This window comes from Streptomyces hokutonensis (genome assembly GCF_000376565.1).
GTDB lineage: Bacteria > Actinomycetota > Actinomycetes > Streptomycetales > Streptomycetaceae > Streptomyces > Streptomyces hokutonensis.
This window is the reverse complement of the sequence record NZ_BARG01000018.1, coordinates 143,197-166,569: the sequence shown is the minus strand read 5'-3', so window position 1 is coordinate 166,569 and position 23,373 is coordinate 143,197. Positions and strand designations below refer to the sequence as shown.

At 69.4% G+C, this 23,373-nt stretch carries 20 protein-coding genes and 1 pseudogene; 9 read left to right on the top strand and 12 right to left on the bottom strand.

What is annotated here, in order from left to right:
* Positions 1-28 precede the first annotated feature (28 nt).
* Positions 29-1,741, top strand: a complete 1,713-nt coding sequence (locus SSP08S_RS08940) for a hypothetical protein (RefSeq protein ID WP_019067240.1) — start codon at positions 29-31, stop codon at positions 1,739-1,741.
* Positions 1,742-1,781: 40 nt separating this feature from the next.
* Here SSP08S_RS08940 and SSP08S_RS08935 read toward each other — a convergent pair whose 3' ends face one another.
* Complete coding sequence (locus SSP08S_RS08935; protein WP_019067239.1) at positions 1,782-3,791, bottom strand: glycosyltransferase family 2 protein; 2,010 nt, start codon at positions 3,789-3,791, stop codon at positions 1,782-1,784.
* A 223-nt stretch (positions 3,792-4,014) separates the two neighbouring features.
* Between SSP08S_RS08935 and SSP08S_RS08930 the strand changes: the two genes are divergently transcribed.
* Positions 4,015-5,082, top strand: coding sequence for a glucose-1-phosphate thymidylyltransferase (locus tag SSP08S_RS08930; RefSeq protein WP_019067238.1), 1,068 nt, complete (start codon positions 4,015-4,017; stop codon positions 5,080-5,082).
* Positions 5,079-6,089 (top strand): dTDP-glucose 4,6-dehydratase, encoded by a 1,011-nt coding sequence (rfbB, locus tag SSP08S_RS08925; RefSeq protein WP_019067237.1) that lies wholly within the window; start codon positions 5,079-5,081, stop codon positions 6,087-6,089. Before SSP08S_RS08930 ends, rfbB begins: the two co-directional genes overlap by 4 nt.
* A gap of 85 nt (positions 6,090-6,174) precedes the next feature.
* Here rfbB and SSP08S_RS08920 read toward each other — a convergent pair whose 3' ends face one another.
* Complete coding sequence (locus SSP08S_RS08920; protein WP_026178318.1) at positions 6,175-6,714, bottom strand: AMIN-like domain-containing (lipo)protein; 540 nt, start codon at positions 6,712-6,714, stop codon at positions 6,175-6,177.
* 532 nt (positions 6,715-7,246) lie between these two features.
* On the opposite strand from SSP08S_RS08920, the gene SSP08S_RS08915 reads away from it, so the two are divergent.
* Complete coding sequence (locus SSP08S_RS08915) at positions 7,247-7,753, top strand: MarR family winged helix-turn-helix transcriptional regulator (RefSeq protein WP_019067235.1); 507 nt, start codon at positions 7,247-7,249, stop codon at positions 7,751-7,753.
* A gap of 105 nt (positions 7,754-7,858) precedes the next feature.
* Here the strand turns inward: SSP08S_RS08915 and SSP08S_RS08910 are convergent, their stop codons facing one another.
* Entirely contained in the window at positions 7,859-8,698 is an 840-nt protein-coding gene (locus tag SSP08S_RS08910) for a DUF1206 domain-containing protein (protein WP_026178317.1), read from the bottom strand.
* A 76-nt stretch (positions 8,699-8,774) separates the two neighbouring features.
* Between SSP08S_RS08910 and SSP08S_RS08905 the strand changes: the two genes are divergently transcribed.
* Complete coding sequence (locus SSP08S_RS08905) at positions 8,775-10,028, top strand: phospholipase D-like domain-containing protein (RefSeq protein ID WP_019067233.1); 1,254 nt, start codon at positions 8,775-8,777, stop codon at positions 10,026-10,028.
* A gap of 270 nt (positions 10,029-10,298) precedes the next feature.
* The gene (locus SSP08S_RS62485; RefSeq protein WP_019067232.1) at positions 10,299-10,454 is read left to right on the top strand and encodes a hypothetical protein; all 156 of its coding nucleotides are present in this window, start codon (positions 10,299-10,301) and stop codon (positions 10,452-10,454) included.
* Between the two features lie 280 nt (positions 10,455-10,734).
* On the opposite strand, the gene SSP08S_RS08895 is transcribed toward SSP08S_RS62485, so the two are convergent.
* The gene (locus SSP08S_RS08895) at positions 10,735-11,397 is read right to left on the bottom strand and encodes a hypothetical protein (protein ID WP_019067231.1); all 663 of its coding nucleotides are present in this window, start codon (positions 11,395-11,397) and stop codon (positions 10,735-10,737) included.
* A 125-nt stretch (positions 11,398-11,522) separates the two neighbouring features.
* On the opposite strand from SSP08S_RS08895, the gene SSP08S_RS08890 reads away from it, so the two are divergent.
* From SSP08S_RS08890 to SSP08S_RS08880, 3 genes are all read left to right on the top strand, one after another.
* Complete coding sequence (locus SSP08S_RS08890; RefSeq protein WP_019067230.1) at positions 11,523-11,957, top strand: Hsp20/alpha crystallin family protein; 435 nt, start codon at positions 11,523-11,525, stop codon at positions 11,955-11,957.
* Positions 11,958-12,072: 115 nt separating this feature from the next.
* A complete protein-coding gene (locus SSP08S_RS08885; protein WP_019067229.1) occupies positions 12,073-12,462 on the top strand; it encodes a DUF2267 domain-containing protein in 390 nt (129 codons plus the stop codon).
* A 100-nt stretch (positions 12,463-12,562) separates the two neighbouring features.
* The gene (locus SSP08S_RS08880) at positions 12,563-12,997 is read left to right on the top strand and encodes a DUF2267 domain-containing protein (RefSeq protein WP_019067228.1); all 435 of its coding nucleotides are present in this window, start codon (positions 12,563-12,565) and stop codon (positions 12,995-12,997) included.
* Positions 12,998-13,120: 123 nt separating this feature from the next.
* On the opposite strand, the gene SSP08S_RS08875 is transcribed toward SSP08S_RS08880, so the two are convergent.
* The 8 genes and pseudogenes from SSP08S_RS08875 to SSP08S_RS08840 all read right to left on the bottom strand — a co-directional run bounded on the left by SSP08S_RS08875 (position 13,121) and on the right by SSP08S_RS08840 (position 23,291).
* Positions 13,121-13,456 carry a helix-turn-helix domain-containing protein gene (locus tag SSP08S_RS08875; RefSeq protein ID WP_019067227.1) on the bottom strand — a complete coding sequence of 112 codons (336 nt, stop codon included), beginning with the start codon at positions 13,454-13,456 and terminating at the stop codon, positions 13,121-13,123.
* Positions 13,457-14,043: 587 nt separating this feature from the next.
* Positions 14,044-15,375, bottom strand: coding sequence for a HupE/UreJ family protein (locus SSP08S_RS08870; protein WP_102133303.1), 1,332 nt, complete (start codon positions 15,373-15,375; stop codon positions 14,044-14,046).
* 2 nt (positions 15,376-15,377) lie between these two features.
* The gene (locus tag SSP08S_RS08865) at positions 15,378-16,523 is read right to left on the bottom strand and encodes a DUF3500 domain-containing protein (protein ID WP_218006636.1); all 1,146 of its coding nucleotides are present in this window, start codon (positions 16,521-16,523) and stop codon (positions 15,378-15,380) included.
* Positions 16,524-16,709: 186 nt separating this feature from the next.
* Entirely contained in the window at positions 16,710-18,371 is a 1,662-nt protein-coding gene (locus SSP08S_RS08860; RefSeq protein WP_019067224.1) for a carboxylesterase/lipase family protein, read from the bottom strand.
* Positions 18,372-19,022: 651 nt separating this feature from the next.
* A pseudogene (locus SSP08S_RS55025) lies at positions 19,023-20,079 on the bottom strand (MFS transporter); the annotation flags it as partial.
* 35 nt (positions 20,080-20,114) lie between these two features.
* Positions 20,115-21,107 (bottom strand): TAXI family TRAP transporter solute-binding subunit, encoded by a 993-nt coding sequence (locus SSP08S_RS08850; protein WP_019067222.1) that lies wholly within the window; start codon positions 21,105-21,107, stop codon positions 20,115-20,117.
* 73 nt (positions 21,108-21,180) lie between these two features.
* Positions 21,181-22,611: a sensor histidine kinase gene (locus SSP08S_RS08845; RefSeq protein ID WP_019067221.1), complete on the bottom strand. Its 1,431-nt coding sequence runs from the start codon at positions 22,609-22,611 to the stop codon at positions 21,181-21,183.
* A gap of 11 nt (positions 22,612-22,622) precedes the next feature.
* A complete protein-coding gene (locus tag SSP08S_RS08840; protein WP_019067220.1) occupies positions 22,623-23,291 on the bottom strand; it encodes a response regulator transcription factor in 669 nt (222 codons plus the stop codon).
* Positions 23,292-23,373 lie beyond the last annotated feature (82 nt).

Below are 23,373 nucleotides of genomic sequence, written 5' to 3'. Positions count from 1 at the left end.
GATCTGCACTGCTTGAGGTGTGCCCCACATGAGCAAGACGGTCGGCGGTATCGCCACCCACGCCCCGCTGATCCACCCGAGTCCGTCGCAGTCGGCGAGCCCTGCGCCGCTGCACCGCGCGATCACCCTGCTCGCCGTCATCAGCCTGTTCATCGGCACACGCGGCGAATGGTCGACGGCGATCGCCTCCCGGCCCAAGGTCGGCGGAGTGATCATGCTCGGATACGCCGGGATCCTGATCCTGGGCGTCCTGGCCCTCGCGGTGCGCAACCGCCGCGCTCTCGTACTGGTCGACGCGGGGGTGCTGCTCCTGGGCATCGTGCTGACCATGTGCTCGTACGCCCTCGGCAGCGCGATGAACGACGAGACGGTGCTGATGACGCAGGCCACGCACGAGTTGGTGCACGGCCACGCGGTGTACGGGCACGAGTGGCCGTGGGTGTTCCAGCGCAGCCACGTCGGTGTCACGAAGACGATGTCGGGCGGCGCGGACTACTCCTTCGCGTATCCGCCGCTGGCGGTGCTGCTGAACGCTCCCGTGTACGCGTTGATCGGTGCCAAGGCGATCACGTTCGTCCCGACAGTCCTGCTGATCGTCGGCGCGGCGACGTTGTGGGTACTGCTGCCGACGCCGTGGCGGTCGGCGGCTACGGCGGTCTGCCTGGGCTTCCCCATGCTCAAGGGGTACGCGGCCATGGGCTACCCGGCGATCACGGCGCTCGTCCTGCTCATCCCGGTGGTGATCAACTGGCCCTCGATCGGCGCCGGGGGACGACTTCACCGCTCGGACATCGTGCGCGCGGGGCTCCTCGGGGCCGCGTGTGCGACCCACCAACTGCCCTGGTTCCTCACGCCGTTCCTGCTCGTCGGGGTCTACGCGGTACGGCGCGGTGAGCTCCCGGCGCGGGCGGCGCTCGGCGTGGTCGCACGGTTCACCGCGATCGCCGCGGTCGTGGCCCTGGCCGCCAACGCCTACTTCATCGCGCAGAGCCCCCGGGCCTGGATCACCGGCCTGGCCCTGCCGTTCACCCAGCACGGAGTACCCCACGGCCAGGGCATCATGGGCCTGTCCTACTACTTCACCGACGGCAGCAGCCGCCTGGACTTCTACTCGTACGCCAGCATGCTGCTGGCCGCCGGACTGCTCGTGCTGTTCGCCCTCTTCGTACGGCGGTTGGGCCCGGCCGCCGTCGTACTGCCCTGGTGCGCGTTCTACCTGGCCACGCGGTCGCAGGACGGCTACTACTTGATGATGACCCCGTTGTGGGTCGCCGCCGCGGCCACCGCCACCGGTTCCGACTTCGCCTCGGCCTGGCAGCCCCGGCTGCCGTTCGGCCGGCGGCGGGCCGTCAGCGCGATGACGGCGGCGGCGGTGCTGGCGCCGGCCGCCGTGTGCGTGGCCGTCGCCGCCGCGAGCGGGCCACCGATCCGGCTGACCGTCAGTGGCGTACGGGGCGACAGCGGCGGGATCCACGAGCTCACCGTGCGGGCGACCAACTCCGGTGACACCGCGCTGACTCCGCACTTCGCCTCCAGCACCGGCGAGAGCACCTCCTCGTACTGGACCGTGCGCGAGGGCCCTGCCGTGCTGCGCCCGCACCAGTCGGCGCGTTACGTCCTGGTGCCCAGCACGGGACGCTACTCCCTGCCGGATCGGGCCCACCTGCGGGTGCGGCTGAGGGTCTTCACGGACAGGCCGCAGACGCTGAGCAGTACGGACATTCAGGTACCGAAGCCGTAGCGGCCTCCGGACGCCGCGCGGGGTGCCCCGGTCGGTCCCGCTACTTCTTCAGAGCCCGACGGACCTTGCCCGCGGCGCGGCGCAAGATCGTCGAGGCCGCGGGGCGGGGGGCCGGCCTGCGGCGTCCCGGATCCTTCGCCGCCAGATCGGCCGCGGCGGCAGCGAGACGTCTGACGACGACATCTCCGCTCGCGGAGACATCGAGGGCCAGCGGGAGGGCCACCGGACTGCCGGCCCCGGTCGAGGGCGGAGTCAGTTCCAGTCGCCACTGGCCGTCCGTCAACTCGTCGACCGGGAGGTCGGCACTCAGGTCGGCGTCGCCGGTCACGCGGGCGGTCAGCGTGGCGGTGAGGGCGACCGCACGACCGCTCGCGACGTTCGTCAGCTTCAGGGCCGCCTCGCTCTCGCCCTGGACGTGGAACGGCAGGACGACGACGAGCCGGCCCGGGTCCGTCGTCACGGTGACGTCGGCGGAGGCGAGATGGGCGAACTCGTACGGCAGCCGGTCGGTCCGCTGGTCGACGTCGAGTGACAGGTTGCCCTGCGGGTCGGTCCAGTACGGCAGCACCAGGTGGGCCGGGGAACCGACAACGGCACCGCCGCGCCCGCGCCCCGCCTCCTCGCTGCGGACGGAACCGAGGCGGGCCTCCTTGGACCACCCGCAGGAGCTGATGCGGATGACGACGTCCCAGATACCGGCGTCCAGTCCCGCGCCGTTCGCCGCCGACAGCGGGTCCACCCGCGAGACGGCACGCAGCACCTGGCGGAAGTATCCCTCCTGCCCCTCCACGGCGACCTTCTCCCGGGTGAGATCGACGGGCTGGAAGAACTCCGCGGCCGTCGAACGCTCACGCAGGACGAGGTCCACCTTCGACCTGGCCAGCGGAGCGGCGGTGTTCGCACCGAGCAGGGCGATGGCGTCCAGGCTGGTCTGCCGCAACGGCGGAACGAGCAGGTCCTTCTCGCCATCGGCACGGAAGGTGACGGGCGCGCCGCCCGACCTGTACTCGGCGGTGAAACCGATCGTCAGCCTGCCGTCCTCCCAGCCGAGTTCGTCAAGAACAGCGGAGGGCTTGATACCCGACTCCCACCGGGCGAACTCCTCGACGTCGGCCAGCCGGTCGGCCGCGATCAGTCCCGCGACGATCTGCTGCGTGGGCTGCAGGCCGGCCGCGACACCAGGTCCGAAGCGCTCGACCACCACCTTGTGGATCTCGTCGAACAGCTCCTGCCGGTAGTCCTCCGGCAGCTTCAGCAGGCGCTGTCCGCGCATGCGCTCGACCATCTCGTTGCGCAGCCAGCGCCGGAACAGTTTGTCGCGCAGCGGGCCGGGCTCGGTGAGCTTCTCGACGACGTCGAGGGCCTCACGCAGGTTCTTGAAGTAACCGACCGGGTCGAAGCGCTGGAAGCCCGCGTTGGACGCGTCCTCACGCTTGATGTGGTAGTAGCACCGGTAGTCGCTGAGCACCGCGACGTTCTCGGCCCGCAGGTACGCCTCGGCGACGAAGACGTGGTCCTCAAGACGTCGGCGTCCCTCCATGTAACGGAGATTGTGCCGGTCGAGGAATTCCTTGCGGAACATCTTGTGCGGGGTGAGGCTGTCGATCAGTGGAGCGTTGCCGACATTGGCCCGCGGGCGGTTCTTGCGGAACAGCTCGCGGGGGACGCCACGGCCCTTGCCGACCATCTTGCCCACGACGACGTCGGCGTTGTTCTCCACACCGTAGTTGTACATACGTTCGAGAGCTTCGTCGCCCAGCCAGTCGTCGTTGTCCACGAACTGGATGAATTCACCCTTCGCAGCCGCGATACCCGTATTGCGGGGCTTGCCGGACCAGCCGGATGCTTCCTGGTGGATGACATGCATGTGCGCGTGCTCGGCGGCGAGCCGGTCCAGACGCTCGGGAGTGCCGTCGGTGGAACCGTCGTTGACGAAGATCGCTTCGTACTCGTCGTCCGGCAGGCTCTGACGCAGAAGAGAGGCGATGCAGTCTTCGATGTACTTGCCCGGGTTGTAGACCGGGATCACCACGCTCACCTTGATGGGCATGTGTCTTCTTCCGCCTCAGCTGCTGGGGATCATTCGTCAGGACCCGGCGTACGCCGCCGCTCGGTAGACGTTCGATTAAGGCTAGCGGGTGACGGGCCCACCGCAGTCACAGCAAGTGACGGACCAGGATACAAACGGATCACAAAGCCCATGGAACGGTTTTGCGAACTGTGGTGGACCGGCCGGAGTGTCGCTTGACAGAGCCCCCGTTAGGATTCCGCGCATGAAGGCTCTCGTTCTCTCCGGTGGCTCGGGCACACGCCTGCGCCCCATAACCCACACATCGGCCAAGCAGCTGGTGCCCGTCGCCAACAAACCCGTGCTCTTCTACGGTCTCGAGGCCATCGCCGACGCCGGGATCACGGATGTCGGGATCATCGTCGGCGACACCGCCGAGGAGATCCGGGAAGCCGTCGGCGACGGCTCGAAGCTCGGGATCGATGTCACGTACATCACGCAGGACAAGCCGCTCGGCCTGGCGCACGCGGTGCTCATCGCGAGCGAGTTCCTCGGTGACGACGACTTCGTCATGTACCTCGGCGACAACTTCATCGTGGGCGGCATCACCGGCCTCGTCGACGAGTTCCGCACCGAGCACCCCGACGCGCAGATCCTGCTGACCAAGGTGCCCAACCCGACGTCGTTCGGTGTCGCCGAGCTCGACGAGAACGGCCGCGTCAAGGGCCTGGAGGAGAAGCCGAAGGAGCCCAAGAGCGATCTCGCCCTGGTGGGCGTGTATCTCTTCACCCCGGCGATCCACGAGGCCGTCCGGTCCATCGAGCCCTCCTGGCGCGGCGAGCTGGAGATCACCCACGCCATCCAGTGGCTGATCGACCAGCGCAAGGACGTGCGCTCGACGACCATCTCCGGCTACTGGAAGGACACCGGGAACGTCGCCGACATGCTGGAGGTCAACCGCTCCGTGCTGGAGACGGTCGAGCCCCGCATCGAGGGCACCGTCGACGAGTCCAGCGAGATCATCGGCCGGGTACGGATCGAGGCCGGCGCCGAGGTCCGGGGGTCGCGCATCGTCGGCCCGGCCGTCATCGGCCCCGGTTCGGTGATCAGCGACTCGTACATCGGCCCGTTCACCTCGGTCTCCGAGGGCTGCCGGATCGACGACAGCGAGGTCGAGTACTCCATCGTCCTGCGCGACTCCTCCATCACCGGCGTACGGCGGGTCGAGGTGTCCCTCATCGGCCGCAACGTCCAGGTCACTCCCGCGCCCCGCAACCCCGCGGCCCACCGTCTTGTTCTCGGCGACCACAGCAAGGTACAGATCTCTTCATGACCTCCCCTTCGGCTCCGGCCCCCTCCACCCGGATCCTGGTGACCGGCGGCGCCGGCTTCATCGGCTCGCACTACGTCCGTACGCTGCTCGGCCCCCAGGGCCCCGGTGACGTCGCGATCACCGTCCTGGACAAGCTGACGTACGCGGGCAACCCGGCCAACCTCGACGAGGTGCGCGAGCACCCCGGCTTCGCCTTCGTGCAGGGCGACATCTGCGACCCCGCGCTGGTCGACAAGCTGCTGGCCGAGCACGACCAGGTGGTGCACTTCGCCGCCGAGTCGCATGTGGACCGCTCCATCGACGGCGGCGCGGAGTTCGTGCGCACCAACGTGGTCGGCACCCACACCCTCGTCGACGCGGCCCACCGCGCGGGCATCAAGACCTTCGTGCACATCTCCACCGACGAGGTCTACGGCTCCATCGACGAGGGCTCCTGGCCCGAGACGCACCCGTTGCAGCCCAACTCGCCGTACTCCTCGGCGAAGGCGTCCAGCGACCTGATCGCGCTGTCCTACCACCGCACCCACGGCCTGGACGTCCGCGTGACCCGCTGCTCGAACAACTACGGGCACCACCACTTCCCCGAGAAGGTCATCCCGCTCTTCGTGACCAACCTCCTCGACGGCAAGAAGGTCCCGCTGTACGGCGACGGCGGCAATGTCCGCGACTGGCTGCACATCGACGACCACGTCCAGGGCATCGAACTCGTGCGCACCAAGGGCCGGGCCGGCGAGGTCTACAACATCGGCGGCGGCACCGAGCTCAGCAACAAGGAGCTCACCGGCCTCCTCCTCGAGGCCTGCGGCACCGACTGGGAGACCAGCGTCGAGTACGTCACCGACCGCAAGGGCCACGACCGCCGCTACTCGGTGGACTGCACGAAGATCCGCGAGGAGCTCAGCTACGAGCCCCGCAAGGCCTTCGAGCAGGGCCTCGCGGAGACGGTGCAGTGGTACCGCGACAACCGCGCCTGGTGGGAACCGCTGAAGGAACGCGCCGCGCTGTAACCGGCACACAACGCGTGCAGGGCTCCGACCCGGCCCATAAGGCCAGGTCGGAGCCCTGTTGACGGACGAGTCGGGCCGTACGGGGTCACCAGGTGTGAGCCACGTCCACCACGAGATGGTTGGCCGTCTGGAAGACCCGGAACGGCAGCCGGGCGCGGACGCCCAGTCCGGCCTGGGTGTATCCCTCGGAGCCGCCTGTGACCTTGAACTCCCGGAAGGTCCGGTACCCGGTGACGTCGACGGACGGAAGCGGCGGGTAGGGCTGTCCGGTCGCCGGGTCGTAGCGCGAGGAGAACAGCGAGATCTCCAGAATGGCTCCGCCCTTGATCGGAACCACGACGTCGCTCGGGTCCTGGTGCAGTACGTCGACGTAGCGGACCGTGTAGCCGATCGGGCCGGCCGCCGTGCCCTGGGCGTCGAAGACCAGACGGTCGAAGCACTCGTGCTGTCCGGCCCTTACGTCGGCCAGTCGCCTGGAGGCAACGGAGTCACCGGACTTGTCCAGGCTTCCCCACGTCACGGCACAGTCCACGGCCGTCGGCGCGGCCACCGCCGGAACCGTGCCGGCCAACAGCCCGCCGCCCGCCAGCATTGTCGCGGCCAGCGCAATACCTATCCGTCGCATGACTACCCCCCAGTAGCTCGCGCAGGTGTGTGTCCTTTCAGACCGGCGGCTCTCCAGAAGGTTGTGCGCAGCGGAACAGTCCATTGCGGCACAGCGGCCCTTCCAGCACCAACAGCCCCGTGAACCACAGGGTTTCCGCGTGCGCCGCAGTGTGACGCTGTTCTTCCCGACGCTCCGTCTCGGCCTGGGCATTCAGAGCGGCCGGATCCACACATCCAGGTCAGAACCCCGCCAGCAGACGAGCCGGGCCGTACGCCGGGGACAGTGACGAGACTGCCGAAAACGGCCTCTGACCTGTGCCAGCGTTCCACGCGACGAGACGCCGTGCACATCACGTGCACACCGCCCAGAGCAGGGCTCGTCGCAGCATGACCGTAGGCCCTCCTCTTGGTGATCATGGTCTGCTACCTCCCTGAGTTCTCGACGGATGCCGACACTGAGCTGTCCCGGAGCCTTTCGGCCCGGGGCACGAGGGCTGCCCCCGGCCTTGAGCTCTGCGAAGAACTGTTTGTACTCGGACCGTCGAGGTACGGTGATCGGCCGGTTCCCGAGAGCCGGCAACTCCGACACCCACCGGCTCGCACGGGACGCGATTCTCTCGGCGAGCGATGTCGTCGAAATGCTCGACCTGCTCTGGGAGCACGCACGCGACACCGTCACCACGGGCTCGGTCTCCAGCTCCCAGCTACGCCTGATGTGCCTGGTGGACCGCAACGACGGCATACGTATGCGGGCGCTCGGCGAACTCCTGCGCGCCGCCCCGCCCTCCGTCAGCCGGCTCTGCGACCGCCTTCAGGCGGCCGGATTCATCGAGCGCCTGCCCAGCCCCGACAGCGGACGTGAGGTGACTCTGCGTCTGACAACCGCCGGCAGACGCCACTTGCAGCAGATTCGCGCCGAGCGCGAAGGGAAGCTGACCTCGGCCATCGAAGCGATGCCCCTGGACGACCGCCTCACACTGGTCACGGGGCTTGCCGGACTGCACAGTGTCCTTGCCCCTGTCGGCCAGAGCGGACTCAGGCGGAGCCCCGCAGCCTGAACGTATCCGGACCCAACCTGTCCTTGGCGAGTCCGACGCGTGGTGATTCGCGTGCCCCTGGCTGCACGCGCCGCGTCGGCGGCGTGTATCGCGTAGTACCGCAGTTCAGACGTCGCGCCAGCGTGCGTTGGCCCAGGAGAAGACCCCGAAGGCGATGAGGCCGATCGCTATCACCATCAGCAGCAAGGGGCCCGCCGGGGTGTCGGCGAACGTTCGCAGGGTGTCGTCCATGCCCTTGGCCTTGCCCGGCTCGTGCTGGACGGCCGCGGTGATGGCGAAGCCTCCCGCGGTGGCGAAGACGATGCCGCGGGCCGTGCCGCCGAACACGCCCAGGAAGGTGACGACTTGACGGGTCTTCGGGGACATCTCCGTCATCTTGAGGTGCTTCTCGAACTTGCGCAGGATCGCCCGGACGGCGATCCACAGGCCGGCAGCGGTCACCGCGGCACCGGCGATGCCGACGATCCACTGCCCGCCGGGCCAGTCCAGCGCCTTCGCCGTGACGTCCTGGGAGTTCTTGTCGGAACTGCCGCTGCCGCTGCCCTTGTCCCCGGCCGCGTAGGAGAGCACGGAGTACGACACGAAGCCGTAGAAGACGAAACGGCCCGCCGCCATCGCCCTCTTGCCCGGTTTGTCGCCGTCGGGGCCCGCCTGCCCGAAGGCGGCCTCGGACAGCCGCCACAGGGACATCCCGGCCAGAGCGATCCCCAGCAACCACAACAGCACGGTACCGAAGGGCTTTTGGGCGATCTCGGCGATCGCGCCACCCCGGTCGGCCTGCTCACCCCCGCCGGAGAAGGCGATCCGCAGGGAGAGGACGCCGATCAGTACGTAGATGACCCCGCGGGCGACGAACCCCGCACGGGCCGCCGCCGCGACCATCTTGCTGTTCGCCGCACGGCGGGCCTGTCCCTGTCCCCGTGCCGTTGCCGATCCAGTAGCCATGCCATTCCGGATGCCCGCGAAGTACGAGGGCATCCGGGTTCTGTCTCCCAACTCGGTGTCCAGGAAAGGTGCAGCCATGCCGAACACGCAGAACGCAGCCGTCGCAGCCGCCGAAACGGCGGGAACCGTCAGGTCCGATGAGGCCGGCGGCGCGGAGGACGTCGGTGGCGTCCTCGCCGATCGGGCCCGGCGCACCAGACGCCGGCTGGAGCGGCTCATAGGGATCGCGGCCACGGAAGGCAACGCGCTGTTCCCGTTGCGCAACGGGGACGAGATCTTCGGCGCCATGCTGGGCCGGATCCGTTCCGCCCGCCACACCGTGGACATGATGACGTTCGTGTACTGGAAGGGGGACATCGCCCGGCAGTTCGCCGACGCGCTCGCGGAGCGGGCGCGGGAAGGAGTGCGCGTACGGCTGCTGCTGGACGGCTTCGGGAGCCGGCTCATCGAGAAGGACCAGTTGGAGGCGATGGAGCGGGCCGGGGTGCAGGTGGCCTGGTTCCGCAAGCCGCTGTACCTGTCTCCGTTGAAGCAGAACCATCGCTGTCACCGCAAGGTCCTTGTCGTCGACGAGGAGACCGTCTTCACCGGCGGCGTCGGCATCGCCGAGGAATGGTGCGGCGACGCGCGCAGCCCGGAGGAATGGCGCGACACCCACGTCCAGGTGCGCGGACCCGCCGTGGACGGGCTGGCCGCCGCCTTCGCCCAGAACTGGGCCGAGTGCCACGACGAACTCTTCGACGACCGCGACCGGTTCACCGACCACATCCCCCGGGGCGATGCCGTGGTACAGGTGGTGCGGGGCTCGGCCAGTTTCGGCTGGCAGGACATGCAGACCCTGTTCCGCGTGATGATCGAGACGGTCGAGGAAAGGCTCCGGCTGGCCACCGCCTACTTCGCACCCGACGCGAATTTCATCGAGCTGCTGTGCGCCGCGGCCCGCCGAGGTGTCGAGGTGGAGATCCTGCTGCCGGGCCCGTACACCGACAAGCGGGTCTGCCAACTCGCGGGCCGACGCTACTACGAGGAGCTCACCGCATGCGGGGTGAAGATCTACCACTACCAGCCGACCATGCTCCACACCAAGGTCGTCACCGTCGACAGGGCCACGGCGCTCATCGGCTCGACGAACTTCAACCGTCGCTCCCTCGACCACGACGAAGAGGTCATGCTCGCCGTGCTGGATCCCACGTTCACCGCGACGCTGGACCGCCACTTCACGGAAGACCTTGAGCACAGCGAACTCATCAGTGCCGGCCGGTGGAAGCGACGCGCGCTGATCCAGCGCGTCATGGAGACGGCCGTCCTGCCGATACGACGCTTCCTCTGACCCGTCCATCGGCCTCGATGCGCACGCCGACCGGTCCCGTTCCTGGACCTGCCGGGCGAGCGGCGGACAGCGGATGGCGCCGTACGTCGGCGTACACGCCCGCTGCTGGCCCGGCCCGGTAAGGAATCCGGGACGGGGGGTTCAAGGACCGTGGCGTTGTCGGCGGAGACCGGGGCACACGTAGGTGGCACGACAGGGATCTGGCAGCCGCCGACAGTGCGGCCGGCCGGGCTCTGGCCCACACCGAGGAATCTGAAGATCGGAACCAAAATGATCGTCCTTGGCGCCATCCTGCTCATCATCGGCCTGCTGGTCGGTATATCCCTCCTGACCACCGTGGGCAGCGTGCTCGTCGTGGTCGGCGCGGTCCTCTGGATTCTCGGGGCGAGCGGTCGCAAGATCGGCGGGCGCAAACACTACTTCTAGGTCCGCGGCCCGGTCGCGAAGGCCCTCCAGCCAGCGAAGAGCGTCGAGAACCGACGGTTCGCACACACGGCACGGTTCACGGGCCGAACTCGCCATGGCGATGCTCGCCGACCGACTCCACCTGTGAGCCCACAGCGCTGCTGATGAGCCGCTCCGGCCGCCCCCGCGACGCGATCGGCACGCAATTCCTCGACGTCCGCAGCCCGGTCGCCTCGTCGGCACCTGTCCTGGGCCCTGTCGGGATCGTCGTGTTGTCCTGTGGGGCCGTCGGTTCGGGACGTCAGGTGGTGGTTCGGCGGTGGTCGCTGCCGGTTTGGCCGAGTTGGTCGGCGTGGTGCGTGAAGGTGGTGATGCGGGCTGCGAGGTCGGGGTGGTTGGCCGTGAGGTGGGTGTGGGTGGCGGCGAGTGGGGCGATGAGGTTGGCGGCGTCGTTGTCGGCGAGGGCTTCCGTGAGGCGAGCCACGGGTGTGTGGGCCTGGGCGGGGAGGTCGGTGAGGGCGGTGATCTGGCCGGCGAGCTGACGCAGGTCGGCGGCGTTGGCGCGGGCCCAGGTGGTGAGGGTGCGGTCGGCGGCGCGGCGGTTGCGGGTGGCTTGTACGCGCTGTTCGCCGGTGGTGCCGGGTGTTCCGGGGCGTACGCGCAGGTAGCGGCGTTCGGCGGCCTGGCGGCTGGCGACGCCCAGGGGGTGGGCGAGGTCGGCCCAGCTGGAGCCCGCTGCGCGGGCCGCCTCGATGAGTCCGGGTTCCCACCCCGCGAGCTGCTCGCGTAGTTCGCGCAGCATGAGCAAGGCGGCCAGGGCCTCCTCGGAACTGGCCTGCCCGCCCTCGGCGGGTGGCGGGGTCTGCGAGTTCTGGGCGGTGTGGACGGCCTCGTTGATCGTGTTCAGCGCTGCCGCGGCGGCGAAGAACGAGGTGGGGTCACGGGGCTCGGGGGAGGCATCCATGAAGATCCTCTCAGTCGTCATCGTTTGGATGACACTTTGCTTGTCATCGTTTGGATGACATGTTACAACGGTGTCAGACGAAGCGCATTGGCAGTTCCTGCCAGACCTGTGGAGGTGTTTTCGCGATGTTGATGCGCACCGACCCGTTCCGCGAACTCGACCGGCTCGCCCAGCAGCTGACAGGTGTGACCGGCACCTGGTCCAGGCCCTCGACGATGCCGATGGACGCCTACCGCGAGGGCGAGGAGTACGTGATCGCCCTCGACCTGCCCGGTGTGGCGAAGGACGCGATCGACATCGACGTCGAGCGGAACATGCTCACCGTCAAGGCAGAGCGCCGCCCGGTCACGAAGGCCGACGACGTGCAGATGGAGCTCTCCGAGCGGCCGCTGGGTGTCTTCTCCCGTCAGCTGGTGCTGGCCGACACCCTGGACACCGAGCGCATCACGGCCGACTACGAAGCAGGCGTGCTGACCCTGCGGATCCCGATCGCCGAGCGCGCCAAGCCCCGCAGGATCACCATCGGCGGCCAGTCCGAGCCCCGGCAGATCAGCGACTGAGGAGCCAGTTCCCTCGACCGCACCGACGGCGGAGGACGGGCATCGATCTCCCCCTCAACTGCCGTCCTCCGCGCTACCTCCCTCGCACAACGACGCAGAAGGGGCACGGGTGGCCATGCGCTGGGAAGCATTCCTCGACCACGTGCGGGAACGCGGCGAGTACACCACACCCCAGGAAGCAGAGAGGGCCGCGCGCACCGTTCTCGCACTGCTTGGCGCGCATCTGGTGGGCAAGGTCAGGGCCGAGCTGGCCGCCCGGCTCCCGGAAACCTTCGCCCTGATCCTTCTCAACCCGCTGCGGGCCACCGAACCCCTCCCGCCCGAGCGGTTCCTGCGGGCGACCGCGGCATGGATCGAGGGAGCCACCGAACAGACCGCGGCCTGGGGCGTCGGCGCCGTACTGAGCGTGACCGCCGATGCGGCGGGCGAGGAACTCACCCGCCGCATCCTGCTCCAGCTCCCCCCGGGCTACGACCTCCTCTTCGGCCGCCCCGAGCACACCTGAACCCCGACACGCGCCCCGCCCACACAGCCGGCCGGTCCCGATCCGGCCGGCTCTTCCCACTGGCGACAAGCCCATCGCACGAGAAAGGCACCACTTCCCCATGCTTCCGCTGCGTGAACCGGCCTCCGCCCGGCCCGGCATGACGTTTCACCAGATGCTGGAAAGGATCCGCTACGAGGGTGCCTACCCCACCCGGGAGCAGGCCGAGGACGTCACGCGCGCCGTGCTGGAGGCCCTGGGCCGCCAGCTCACCGGCGACGAACGCGTCGAACTCGCCGCCTGCCTGCCCGTGGAGGCCGCACTCGACCTCACCGGCCAGATCCCGACCCCCCAACCGCTCACCGGCTGGGGCTTCGTCAAGGATCTGGCCGCCCGGACAGGCGCCACCCCCGCGACCGCCCGCTGGAACACCGGAGCCGTCCTCGCCGTCGTCGGCTGCCTGGCCGGCCCCAGCCTCATGGACCGCATCCTGGCCCAGCTCCCATCCGGATACGCGCTGCTGTTCGGCCGCGCCGAACTCACCCAGCCCGCCTGACCGTTCCAGGCCGCCACAGGCGCCGACCGCCACCGCGGCCAAGGAACGGCGGGAACACAGAAGGGCTCCGACGACGTCATCGTCGGAGCCCGGCGCTTCGGGCTTTCGGGCCGGAAAGGCAGGTCAGGTCTCCGCCGCACGATGGGGGTCGGCGGCGTTGGCGTGTTCTTCGTTGATGCGCCGGGCTTCTTCGAGCTGGTCTTCGAGGATGATGATGCGGCAGGCGGCATCGACCGGCATGCCCTGATCGACGAGTTCGCGGGCGCGAGCGGCGATCTTCAGCCGGTAGCGGGAGTAGCGACGGTGGCCGCCCTCCGAGCGCAGGGGCGTGATCAGGCGGGCTTCACCGATCGCCCGCAGGAAGGCGGGCGTTGTGCCGAGCAGTTCGGCCGCCCGCCCCATCGTGTGGGCGGGGTAGTCGTCGTCGTCGATACGGCTGAGAGAGTCTTCTGCTGTCATTCGCACCTCGTTTCACGGAAACACATCAGGGGGCCTTGGCGCCGTACGGCACCAAGGCCCCGAGGGATTTTCAACACCATCCGCCGGCTTACTGCGATACCGGCGTTGTCTTTCCGCTCGCTCTCCCGTGAGAGGGAGATGCGTGCGGGGATCGCGTCTGCGTGACCGTGGGACCACCTTCCGTTCCGGGGCCTGCGGTACCCGGGCCGACTGTCTCCGCCCGGGCGATCCTGATGGCGTCAGCCTCCTTCGCTTCCTTCTGTCTGTTCATGCCTGCAATCGTGCGTACTGCGACGGCTCCGTCGAGCCGCCCGGCCCGGCAGCCAGCGAGAAGACCCCGAGAACCTTCCGGCCCCGCCACTCCACTGCCGTGCCACTACCTGCGTCCTGCATGCACGGCAGTTCGTGTCTGCCGCACCTTCCTGACTTCCTGGCTACAGGCAAGAGATTACCCCCCCCCCCCGCGATCCCCAATATCTACATCTACCGCTGTAGATTTTCCGCATTTCGTGATGGCCATGTTCTGCTATCCAGCCAGGCCTAAACCTTCACCGGTAGATGGCGGCCTTCTGCGGTGATTCGACGAATCACCTCGCGGCTGAGCCCTCCGGTCCCCTGGTCGTGCGCAGGTCGGGCATAGACCAGCTGGCCGCCGCGACGGCCGCGAGGGTTCCGGCGACAAGGAATGGATGGGCGATGAGCGCGTCGGTGACGTGGTTGAGCGGGTTGTTCGCCAGCAGGGTGGTGCGCTCGGCGAGCCACGCTGCGGCCAGCACGATGCCGATCGTCGCGATGGTGAGGCGAACCGCCGGGTAGATCCGGGTTCTGCTGAGGATCAGCAGGGACGGCATGAGTAGGGCGACGACCATGAGCTGGGTCAGTTCGATGCCGAGGTTGAAGCCGAGGAGGGTGGTGACGAGGGATCCGCGGCCGAGGTCGAGGTCACCGAGGAGCGCGGCGAAGGCGAGGCCGTGCATGAGCCCGAACCCGGTGGCGATCCACGCTTCGCCGCCGGGGACGAGGGGCCGGATGGCGTGGATGCCGGAGACCAGGATGGACAGGGCGATCAGGCTTTCCACGACGCGCGTGGGAGCGCTGATGTAGCCGAGGGCGGCCAGCGCGAGGGTGATGGAGTGCCCGATGGCGAAGGCGGTGACCACATGCACGATACGGAGGCAGCTACGGCGCAGGTCGTCGGCGCGTACCCAGCGGCCGCGGCGGGCGAGGAGCGGTGCGGGGAGCAGGAGCATGATGAGGAAGAGCAGATGGTCGGCGCCTTCGGCGATGTGCCGGATGCCCAGGTGCACGGCGGCGGCGAAACCGTGCTCGGTGGAGGCGCCGGCGGCCGGTATTGCGAGCGTGTGCTGCTGCCAGTCGAGCACGCCGACGGTCGTGTAGCTGTGGGAGCCGTCGGGGCGCAGCGAGACGAGGATCTGGTGGGACAGCAGGTGGTGCACGATCGCGTCGTAGGTGAGCCGGAAGTCGTGGACCGTGCCGGTCGGCGGCCTCAGCATCAGGTCGAAGACCAGGTGGTCGACGCCGTCGATCCGCCGGACCCGGCCGCCGCTGACCGCGGTGGTCCACCGTGTGCCGTCGGAGTCGGCCGCCGAGGTGTGGCCGAGCACGTAGCGGCGCAGCTCTTCGAGCTTGGCCGGATTGACGACGGTCTTCGGGGTGAGGGGCTGGTCGAGGGCGATGGCGAGCCGGTCGATGGGGAGTTCCACCTCGCCGGTCACCTGGTCCGGTGCCGCGTCGAGCAGGATCGCGGTGGTGCTGAGGGGGTGGGCGCTCGCGCGCGTCGGTTCCGTGACCGTCAGGACGGCCGTCAGGGCCGCGAGACACGTGAGCAGTGTCCCGGCGCGGGCCGCACACCTGCGGAGAGGGCCGCGCCGGGAGCGGGAATGTGCGAGGGCGGGCATGGTCACTTCGGCTTGCTGCTGCCGTAGTCGTTGGTCTTGTCCCGGTAGACCGAGTGGTAGTGGATGTTGGGTGTGCTCTGGCTGCGGGTGTTGATGAACTCGATCCACACGCTGGGGCCGTCGATACGGATATAGCTGTTCTCGTCGGTCGGGCCGGTGTTGTTGGACCAGCCGATGCGGGTCTTGTCCAGCTCGGACTCGTACTTGGCCATCAGCTTGGCGGCGGCCGTGTCGTTGAGGTCGCCGGCGTAGGTCTTGATCGCCGCGGTGACCAGCTTCTTCTGGGCGGCGGTCAGCTGTGATGCCAGCAGCCCCTCGGAGGCGGGGAAGGTGCCCGAGTCCTTGCCGGGGCCCATGACCAGGTCGTCGAACGTGCCTGAGGTGATCTCCGCAGCCTTCTTCTGCTTGGCGTCGAGCCCCGCCAGCATGGCGAACATGGCCGTCGACTCGGCCTTGACCGGCTCGACCGTGGTGCCGTCGGACTTGAACGAGGTCGGCTCGGAGCCGACGAACTGCGGGGTCTGGCTGACCTTGTCGCCGTTGTAGGTGAGGTTGCGGGCCAGGTGGTGCCCGCCGAACTGGACCATGAACGGCTGGGTCGTCGAGGGCGTTCCGTACACGGCGAAGTAGTAGTCCTTCAGGCTGCCGAAGCCGTCCGCGCCCTGGCCCCCGAGCCGGTTCAGCTCGTTGTCGGCTTTCCGGATGTCGGCGTCCTCCTGGGCGCCGCTGGGGCTGAGAGCGACCTGGAGCACGGCGTCGGCGGCCTTCTGCTGCGCGGTGGTGAGGGCGGACATCTCGATGCCCTCGCGGGGCACGGTGGTCGCGGGGAAGTTCGACCAGGTCTGCCGCGACTTGTTGTCCGAGAAGTCGTACTCGACCTTCTTCCGCTCGGTGTCGTCCAACGTGGCCAGGAACGCCTTCACCGCCGTGACGACCGCAGCGGTGTTGGCGCCGCCCGGGCTTGCCCCGTCGGTGTTGAGGTTGACTGCCGTAACCTGCTGCATCCCCATGCCCCCCGAGCCCCCCTGGCTGTTGCTCTGCTGCGCCGAGGGGCTCGACGACGATGTGGAATCACTTGAACCGCAGCCGCTGACGACGAGAGTCGCCGACAGAACGGCGCCGGTTGCGAGGGCAAGGTTCTTGCGCATGAGCGGAGGAACTCCTCGGTTTACGGAGAAGGAGAGAAGGCCAATTCAGACTCTTTGTCTATCACGCCGCAATCAGGATCCGGGCTCTCCAGTTCCTCTCAACTTCCTATGATGTGGCCCTGTACGGCGAAACATCGATCCCGTTCTCCGGCATTTAGGACCGGTTGGTCGAATCTGGCGGGAGAGTCACCAGGCCGGCTGACTGGGGAAGTAGTCCTTGACGTAGAAGTCCAGTTGTTCGCCGGTGGCGTCGGCGATGGCGCCCCAGTTGTCGCCGAGTTCCATGGTGGTGTGGCGGCCCGGGCGGGTGGGCTGCCAGCGGGTCAGGCCCCTGCCGTTGGGGTCGCCGTGGGTCGCGAAGTTGACCACATAGTCGGAGAGGGTGTCGGCGATCTTCTGGTCGGTGTCGGTCCACCCGCTGCCGCTGGAGTAGAGGTTGTCGAAGACGTACTGGATCTCCGAGCCGTGGTAGGCGCCCCGGTCCTGACCCGGCGGGGCGTGCGTCCAGAAGTAGGTGAACACCGGGCTCTTGGCCTTGCTCAGCCACTCGGTGGCCCACAGCGTGGTGGAGACGCGGGAGCTGTCCCGGGCGGAGGCGTTGGTCTGCTCCCAGGCCTCGGTGTCGGTGCTCGCCGGGTAGAGCTCCAGGAACCGGTCGTCCAGCGAGCCGTACTTGGCCTTGGCCATCGCCTGGTAAGCGGCCAGTGTCGTGTCCGCGGTGGGGGTGGCGCCGCTCTCGTCCTTGTTGTTGCCGGTGATGATCGGGACGTCGTTGTGCAGGCCGCGGGCGAGCGCCTCCTGGTAGCTGCGGGGCTGCACATAACCGTCCAGCACCGGGCGGAACAGCGGTGGGTTGCCATTCATCGGTGCGGTCACCGTCGTGTCGTTGGCGTTCTCGCCCGCGATCACCTTGCTGTAGTCCAGGGCGCGGGCCTCGGCGACGGTGCTGACTCCGAGGGCCGCGAGGTAGGCGGTGCCCTGTGCCTCAGCCCCGGAGAGGGTCGGGCGGTAGGAGGTGGCCAGCCCGGCGGTCTCGGGATCGTGCGGGGAGCGCGCCCCGCTCTCCGCGATGGCCCCGTGGAACAGCCCCCTGCCCAGCGGGGAGTACACCAGCTCCAGGACGGAGGCGGACCCCGCGGACTGCCCGGCGATCGTCACCTGGTCCGGGTTGCCGCCGAAGGCACGGATGTTGCGCTGCACCCACTTCAGCGCCGCGATCTGGTCCAGCAGCCCATAGTTCCCGGAGGAGCCGTGCGCGTCCTCGGCGGTCAGTTCGGGGGTGGCCAGGAAACCGAGGGCGCCTTCGCGGTAGTTGAGGGTCACCACGACCAGACCCTTGGCGGCCAGGCCCGCTCCGTCGAAGGTGGGGTCCGCTCCGGAACCCATGGAGAAACGGCCGCCGTAGATCCAGACGAACACCGGGCGGCGCTCGCGCGAGGACGACGCCGCGGTCCACACGTTGAGGTTCAGGCAGTCCTCACTCTGCGCCGGGGTGGAGGTCGAACCACCGGGTCCCATCGACGGCTGCGGGGGGATGTCACCGAAGGCGTCGGCCTTGCGCACACCCGACCAGGACGCGGCGGGCTGCGGTGGCCGCCAGCGGTTCGCCCCGGCGGTCGAGGCCGCGTAGGGGATGCCCAGGTAGGCGGTTACACCGGAGAGCTGGGCAGCGGTCCCGGAGAGCAGGCCGGTGGAGGTCCGCACGGGGCCGGGCAGCGGTCCGGCCCCGCCCGACGTGGTGGAGGACGACGCGGCGGTGGCCGCGAAGGCCGGGTTCGCGCCGCCGGCGAGGGCGCCCACTCCTGCGGCGGCGGCCAGCGTGCCGCCGAGGAACAGACGTCGGCTCACCGTTCCGCCACGGGGGCGCTGTGTCTTTTCCGGGGTCAAGGGATCCTCCGATTGGCTTCTCTTCGGGCAACTCGACCGAGTTAATGGAACGACCGGTCTCAAAGCTTTCCTGGGACGGTAGTCCCGGCCGAGGAAGCTGAGCAAGGAGAACGCTTTGGAATCATCCGTTCTTCAGGAAATCGATAACAGACTCACAGAGTCGCGCCAGATGACCGCTCCTGACTGGACTGCCTGCCCGTTCGGACAGGGCGCGCGCCTGTGGGGATATCCCCTGTGGAGATACACAACGCGCAAGCTTAGGTTTTGGAGAAGGCAGTAATTCGCCGCGGAGTCGAGTTACGGGTCGGCGGTTGAGGACGTGGCGGTCAGGCGTGTCGGCTGCGGCTGCGGAGGAGACCGGTGCCCGCACCGAGGGCCGCGACGCCCATGCCGACGCTGGTGAGAGGCCCTGGATGCCATCTACTACAAAGGGGGCGGCAGCGGCGACGGTGAAATTGAACAGGAACAGGAACCACAGGGTGGGGCGAGAGTAGAGGAGCGCGTTCACGGGATCTTCCTTTCAGAGGAGTCTCTTTTCCCTGCTTGAGTCAAGCGATGCAGGTCTTCTTCGTCGGCCCTCCGGCGAGGGGCGTGAAGTCGGTTCGCGGTGCCTCAGGCGTGGGCTTCGGTGACGCCCGCACTGTCGACCGGGTCGTCGGCGGCCGGCGCCTCCCGGGCGGCGGCGTCGTGGCGCGGGAGGAGGAAGGCGACGGCGAGGGAGAGGAGGGCCGAGCCCGCGCCGATGGCCATGACCACCTTGAACCCGTTCTCGGACGGCAGCGCACTGCCGCCGAATTCGGTGGTCATCTGCGCGAGGACGACACCGTCGATGGCGCCGGCGAAGGAGGTCCCGAGGGACCGCATCAGGGTGTTGAGGCTGTTGGCGGCGGCCGTCTCGGAGGCGGGCACGGCGGCCATGATGAGGGCGGGCATGGCGCCGTAGGCGAAGCCGATACCGGCGCCGATGGTGCAGGCGATCAGAGTGAAGTGCCAGAGCTGGGGCAACATCACGAGGCTCAGGCTGTACCCGGCGGCAACGATGACGGGACCGCACATCAGGGTGAGCTTCGGGCCCTTGGCCTGGGTGAGGCGCGCCGATACGGCGGACATGGCCATCATGACCAGGCCCTGCGGCGCCAGTACCAGACCGACGGTCAGCATCGACCTGCCGAGGCCGTAGCCGGTGGCCTGGGGAAGCTGGAGCACCTGCGGCAGCACCAGGGACATCGCGAACATCGAGAAGCCCATCGCCACCGAGGCGAGGTTGGTGACCAGGACCTGGCGGCGGGCGGTGGTTCGCGGGTCCACCAGCGGCTGCGTGGTGCGCAGCTCGTAGAGGCCCCAGGCGGGCAGGGCGAGGAGCGCGGTGGTGAACAGGCAGAGCGTGGGGGCGCTCGTCCAGCTCCAGTCGCTGCCCTTGGAGACGGCCAGCAGCAGGCAGACCAGGCCGACCGCCAACCGAAGGAGCCGATGAGGTCGAAGCGTCCCCCGGTGCGGACCGTCGACTCGCGCTCATCAGCGCGGTCGCCCCGGCGAGCCGCTCGGCGGGCAGCACGTCGCGCATGATGCTGATGCCGAGCGGGATGACACCGGCGGTCAGTCCCTGCAGGGCCCGTCCGGCGATCATCGGGATCACGGAGTCGCTCAGCGCGCAGATCACCGTTGGTGACTGGTACCGCGGTACACCGGCAGGTCGTCCGGACTTCAGCCGTGCAGCGCGCGGTACGCCGCGACCGCCCCCGGGTGCAGAGGGATGGCACCCGTCCCGATGAGGCTACGGACGTCGAGGAACTGGGTACCGACGGCGTTGCGGGGAACGAGGTCGCTCGCGCGCAGGACCAGCAGACGGGTGAGCGCCTCGGCCACACCGCGGGGCAGCTCGGGGCGGCACACCAGCAGGTTGGACACCCCGATGGTGGCGACCCCGCCCGCCACCCGGTACGCGCCCTGCGGCAAGGACACCTCTTCCAGGCCCGAGGCCGCCTGGCCGCCCGGTCCGCCGAGCCGGGGCAGCAGGCCGGCCAACGGCAGGAACCGCAGACCGAACCGGTCGTCCAGCTCGGACAGAACCGGCAGCGGTACGCCGCCCGCGACGAGCAACGCGTCGACCGAGCCCGCCCGCAGGGCGTCGGCCGCGTCGGCCAGCGGCAGATGGCGTACGGCGACCTCGGTGCCCGGCGACAGACCCGCGGCGTGCAGGATCTGTTCGCCGAGCACGGCCGCGCCCGAACCAGCAGCGCCGAGCGACACAGCGTGTCCGGCCAGGTCGGCCACCGTACGCACGGGCGAGTCGGCGCGGACCACGAACTGAAGATAGGTCTCGTACAGCCTGCCGATCGCCCGCAGGGGAACGGGGTGTGGGAAGAGGGCGGTGCCCTGGGCCGCCCGCGCGGTGTCGGTGAGGACGAGCGCGAGGTCGGCGCGGCGGTCGCGGAGCAGTTCGATGTTGGTGAGGCTGCCCGGGGTGGTGCGGACGCGGCAGCTCAGTCGCGGGTACGCCGCCGTGACCTCGGCGGCGAGAAGGCGGCCGAAAGCCTCGTAGAAGGCCGTGGGTTCTCCGGTCGCGAAGCGCAGGACACCACTCGGTCCGGGCCGCTGCCCGGAGGCGTCGCCCGTGAGCGCGCCCCCGAGCACGGCGGCGGTCGTCGCGCCGAGGGCCGCGCGGAGCAGGGTGCAGCGGGCGACAGGGCGGGTCATCGTGTGCCGCCGCGCGGATCACGGCGGGCCGCGGTCGTCTCGTGCGGCGGGCGACGGGCGTGGCTGTGGCCGTTCATCCCGCACCGCCGTTCCCGGAGTCGGCCGCACCGGCCACGGCACACGGCAGAACCGCTGTGGCCCGCAGTCCTCGCGGTCGCGCCGGCCCCAGTTCCAGTCGGCCGCCCCGGCCCGCCAGGAGCTGTTCGACGATGGCCAGCCCCAGGCCCGTACCGGCCGTCCCGTCCTGCCGTTGTCGGCCGGAGCGCCAGAATCTCGTGGTGGCCTGGGTGAGTTCCTCCGGGGTCAGGCCGGGTCCGTCGTCTGTCACCGTGAGGGCCGTGTGCGGTCCTTCGGCGGTGCAGCGCAGGGAGATCTCGGCTTCGGGGCCCGCGTACTTGATGGCGTTGTCCAGGAGGATGTCCGTGATCTGGGCGAGTTCGTGGTCCGTGCAGGCGACCATGACCGGGGTCTCGTCGGTGTGGAGGGTGAGGCGGGTGCCTGCGCGGTGGGCGACCGGCTCCCACAGCCGGTACTGCATGGTCGCGACCACCGTGGCGTCGCAGTGGGCGCCGGAGTCGTCGGTCACGGCGAGTTCCCCGGCCCGGTGTTCCGCGGTGGCGAGGGTCAGCAGGTCGTCGAGCAGGGTCTCCAGGCGGTCGAGTTCGGTGGTCACGCCCGTGTACGTGCGGTCGGCGGACGCGGGCAGGTGGCGGTGCAGGGCGTCGACGCGCAACCGGAGCGCGGCCATGGGGTTGCGCATCTGATGGGAGGTGTCGGCGACGAGTCGGCGCTGCTGTTCCAGTGCCGCCGTGACCGTACGCGCCATGCGGTTGAAGCCGGTCGCGAGCTGGCGCAGTTCCGGTGGGCCGCCGGCCCGGGTCTGTTCGGGCGGGAGTCCCGCGGCGAGTTGTCCGACCGCGCGGTCCAAGCGGCGCAGCGGGCTGACCACCCACCGCGTCGCGGCCCGCGCGAGGACCGTGCAGGCGACGGCCACCAGAGCGGTTCCCGCGACGACGGCGGCCCAGCGCCGGGTGATGTCCTCCGCCGCCGTGTCGACCGAGGCCCGGAGCACGACGGCGCCGGAGACCCGGGTCCCGGTGCCCGCGGGCTCGGCGAACATCCGGGACCCCTTCGACCAGGGACGCAGTGCGTCGGTGGGGTGTGCGGTCTGGTTGCGCAGCGCCGCGTCGAGGAGCCGACCGACGGCGGGGTCGGCGGCGCGCATCCCGCCGGTCTGGACGATCGGTCTGCGGCGGGTGTCGGTGACGACGAGCGGTTCGCCGTACAGCTGGGTGTAGCGGCGCGCCTCGGCGGTGACGGCCGAGGTGTCGCCGGTCTGCGCGGCCTGGTCCATGAGGGAGGCGAAGCGGTCGAGGTCCGCGCTGCGGGCGAGGACGAGTTGCTGCGTGCGGTCGGACGCGGTGAACAGCAGCAGGGGTACGGCGAACGCGGCCACCGCGATCACGACGAACAGCAGCAGCGCGGCCTGGACCCGGGTGCGCACGCGTCGGTTCCTCAGTTCCCGAGGTCCCCGAAGCGGTAGCCGAAGCCCCGGATCGTAGTGAGCAGTTCGGGGCGGGCGAGTTTGGCCCGGAGCTGGGTGAGGTGGACGTCGAGCGACCGGGACACGGAGTGGTAGGCGTCGCCCCACACCTCGTCCAGGAGCTGTTCACGGCTGACCGCGGTGCCCGCCCGTCCGGCCAGCACGGCGAGGATGTCGAACTCCTTGGTGGTCAGCTCGACCTCGGCCCGGCCGACCCGGACCCGGCGCGCGTCGAGATCCACCTCGACGTCACCGGCACGGACCGTCCGCACCGTCGAGCCGCCTTTCGCCGCGGTCCGCCGGGTGACGGCATCGATCCGCGCGAGCAGTTCCGCGAGGCGTATCGGCTTGACGAGATAGTCGTCGGCCCCGAGCCGCAGTCCGCGCACGACCGAGCGCTCGTCGCCGCGGGCGGTGAGCACCACGACGGACATGTCACTGACCGCGCGCAGGGCGCGCAGTACGTCCAGGCCGTCGGTGTCGGGCAGGCCCAGGTCGAGAAGGAGCAGGTCGGAGCTGCGGTGGTAGGTCAGGACGTCCCGGCCGTAGCGGACGCGTCGGGTGACGTGGCCGTGGTCGTAGAGGACCTCCACGAGCGCCGCGGCCACGCCGTCGTCGTCCTCGGCCAGCAGTATCTGCACTCCGCCCACCTCCTTTCGGCCACTCCGGCGACCCCGTCCAGCCGAATGTAGACCACACTGACCGGGTGCCCGCCGGAGTGTT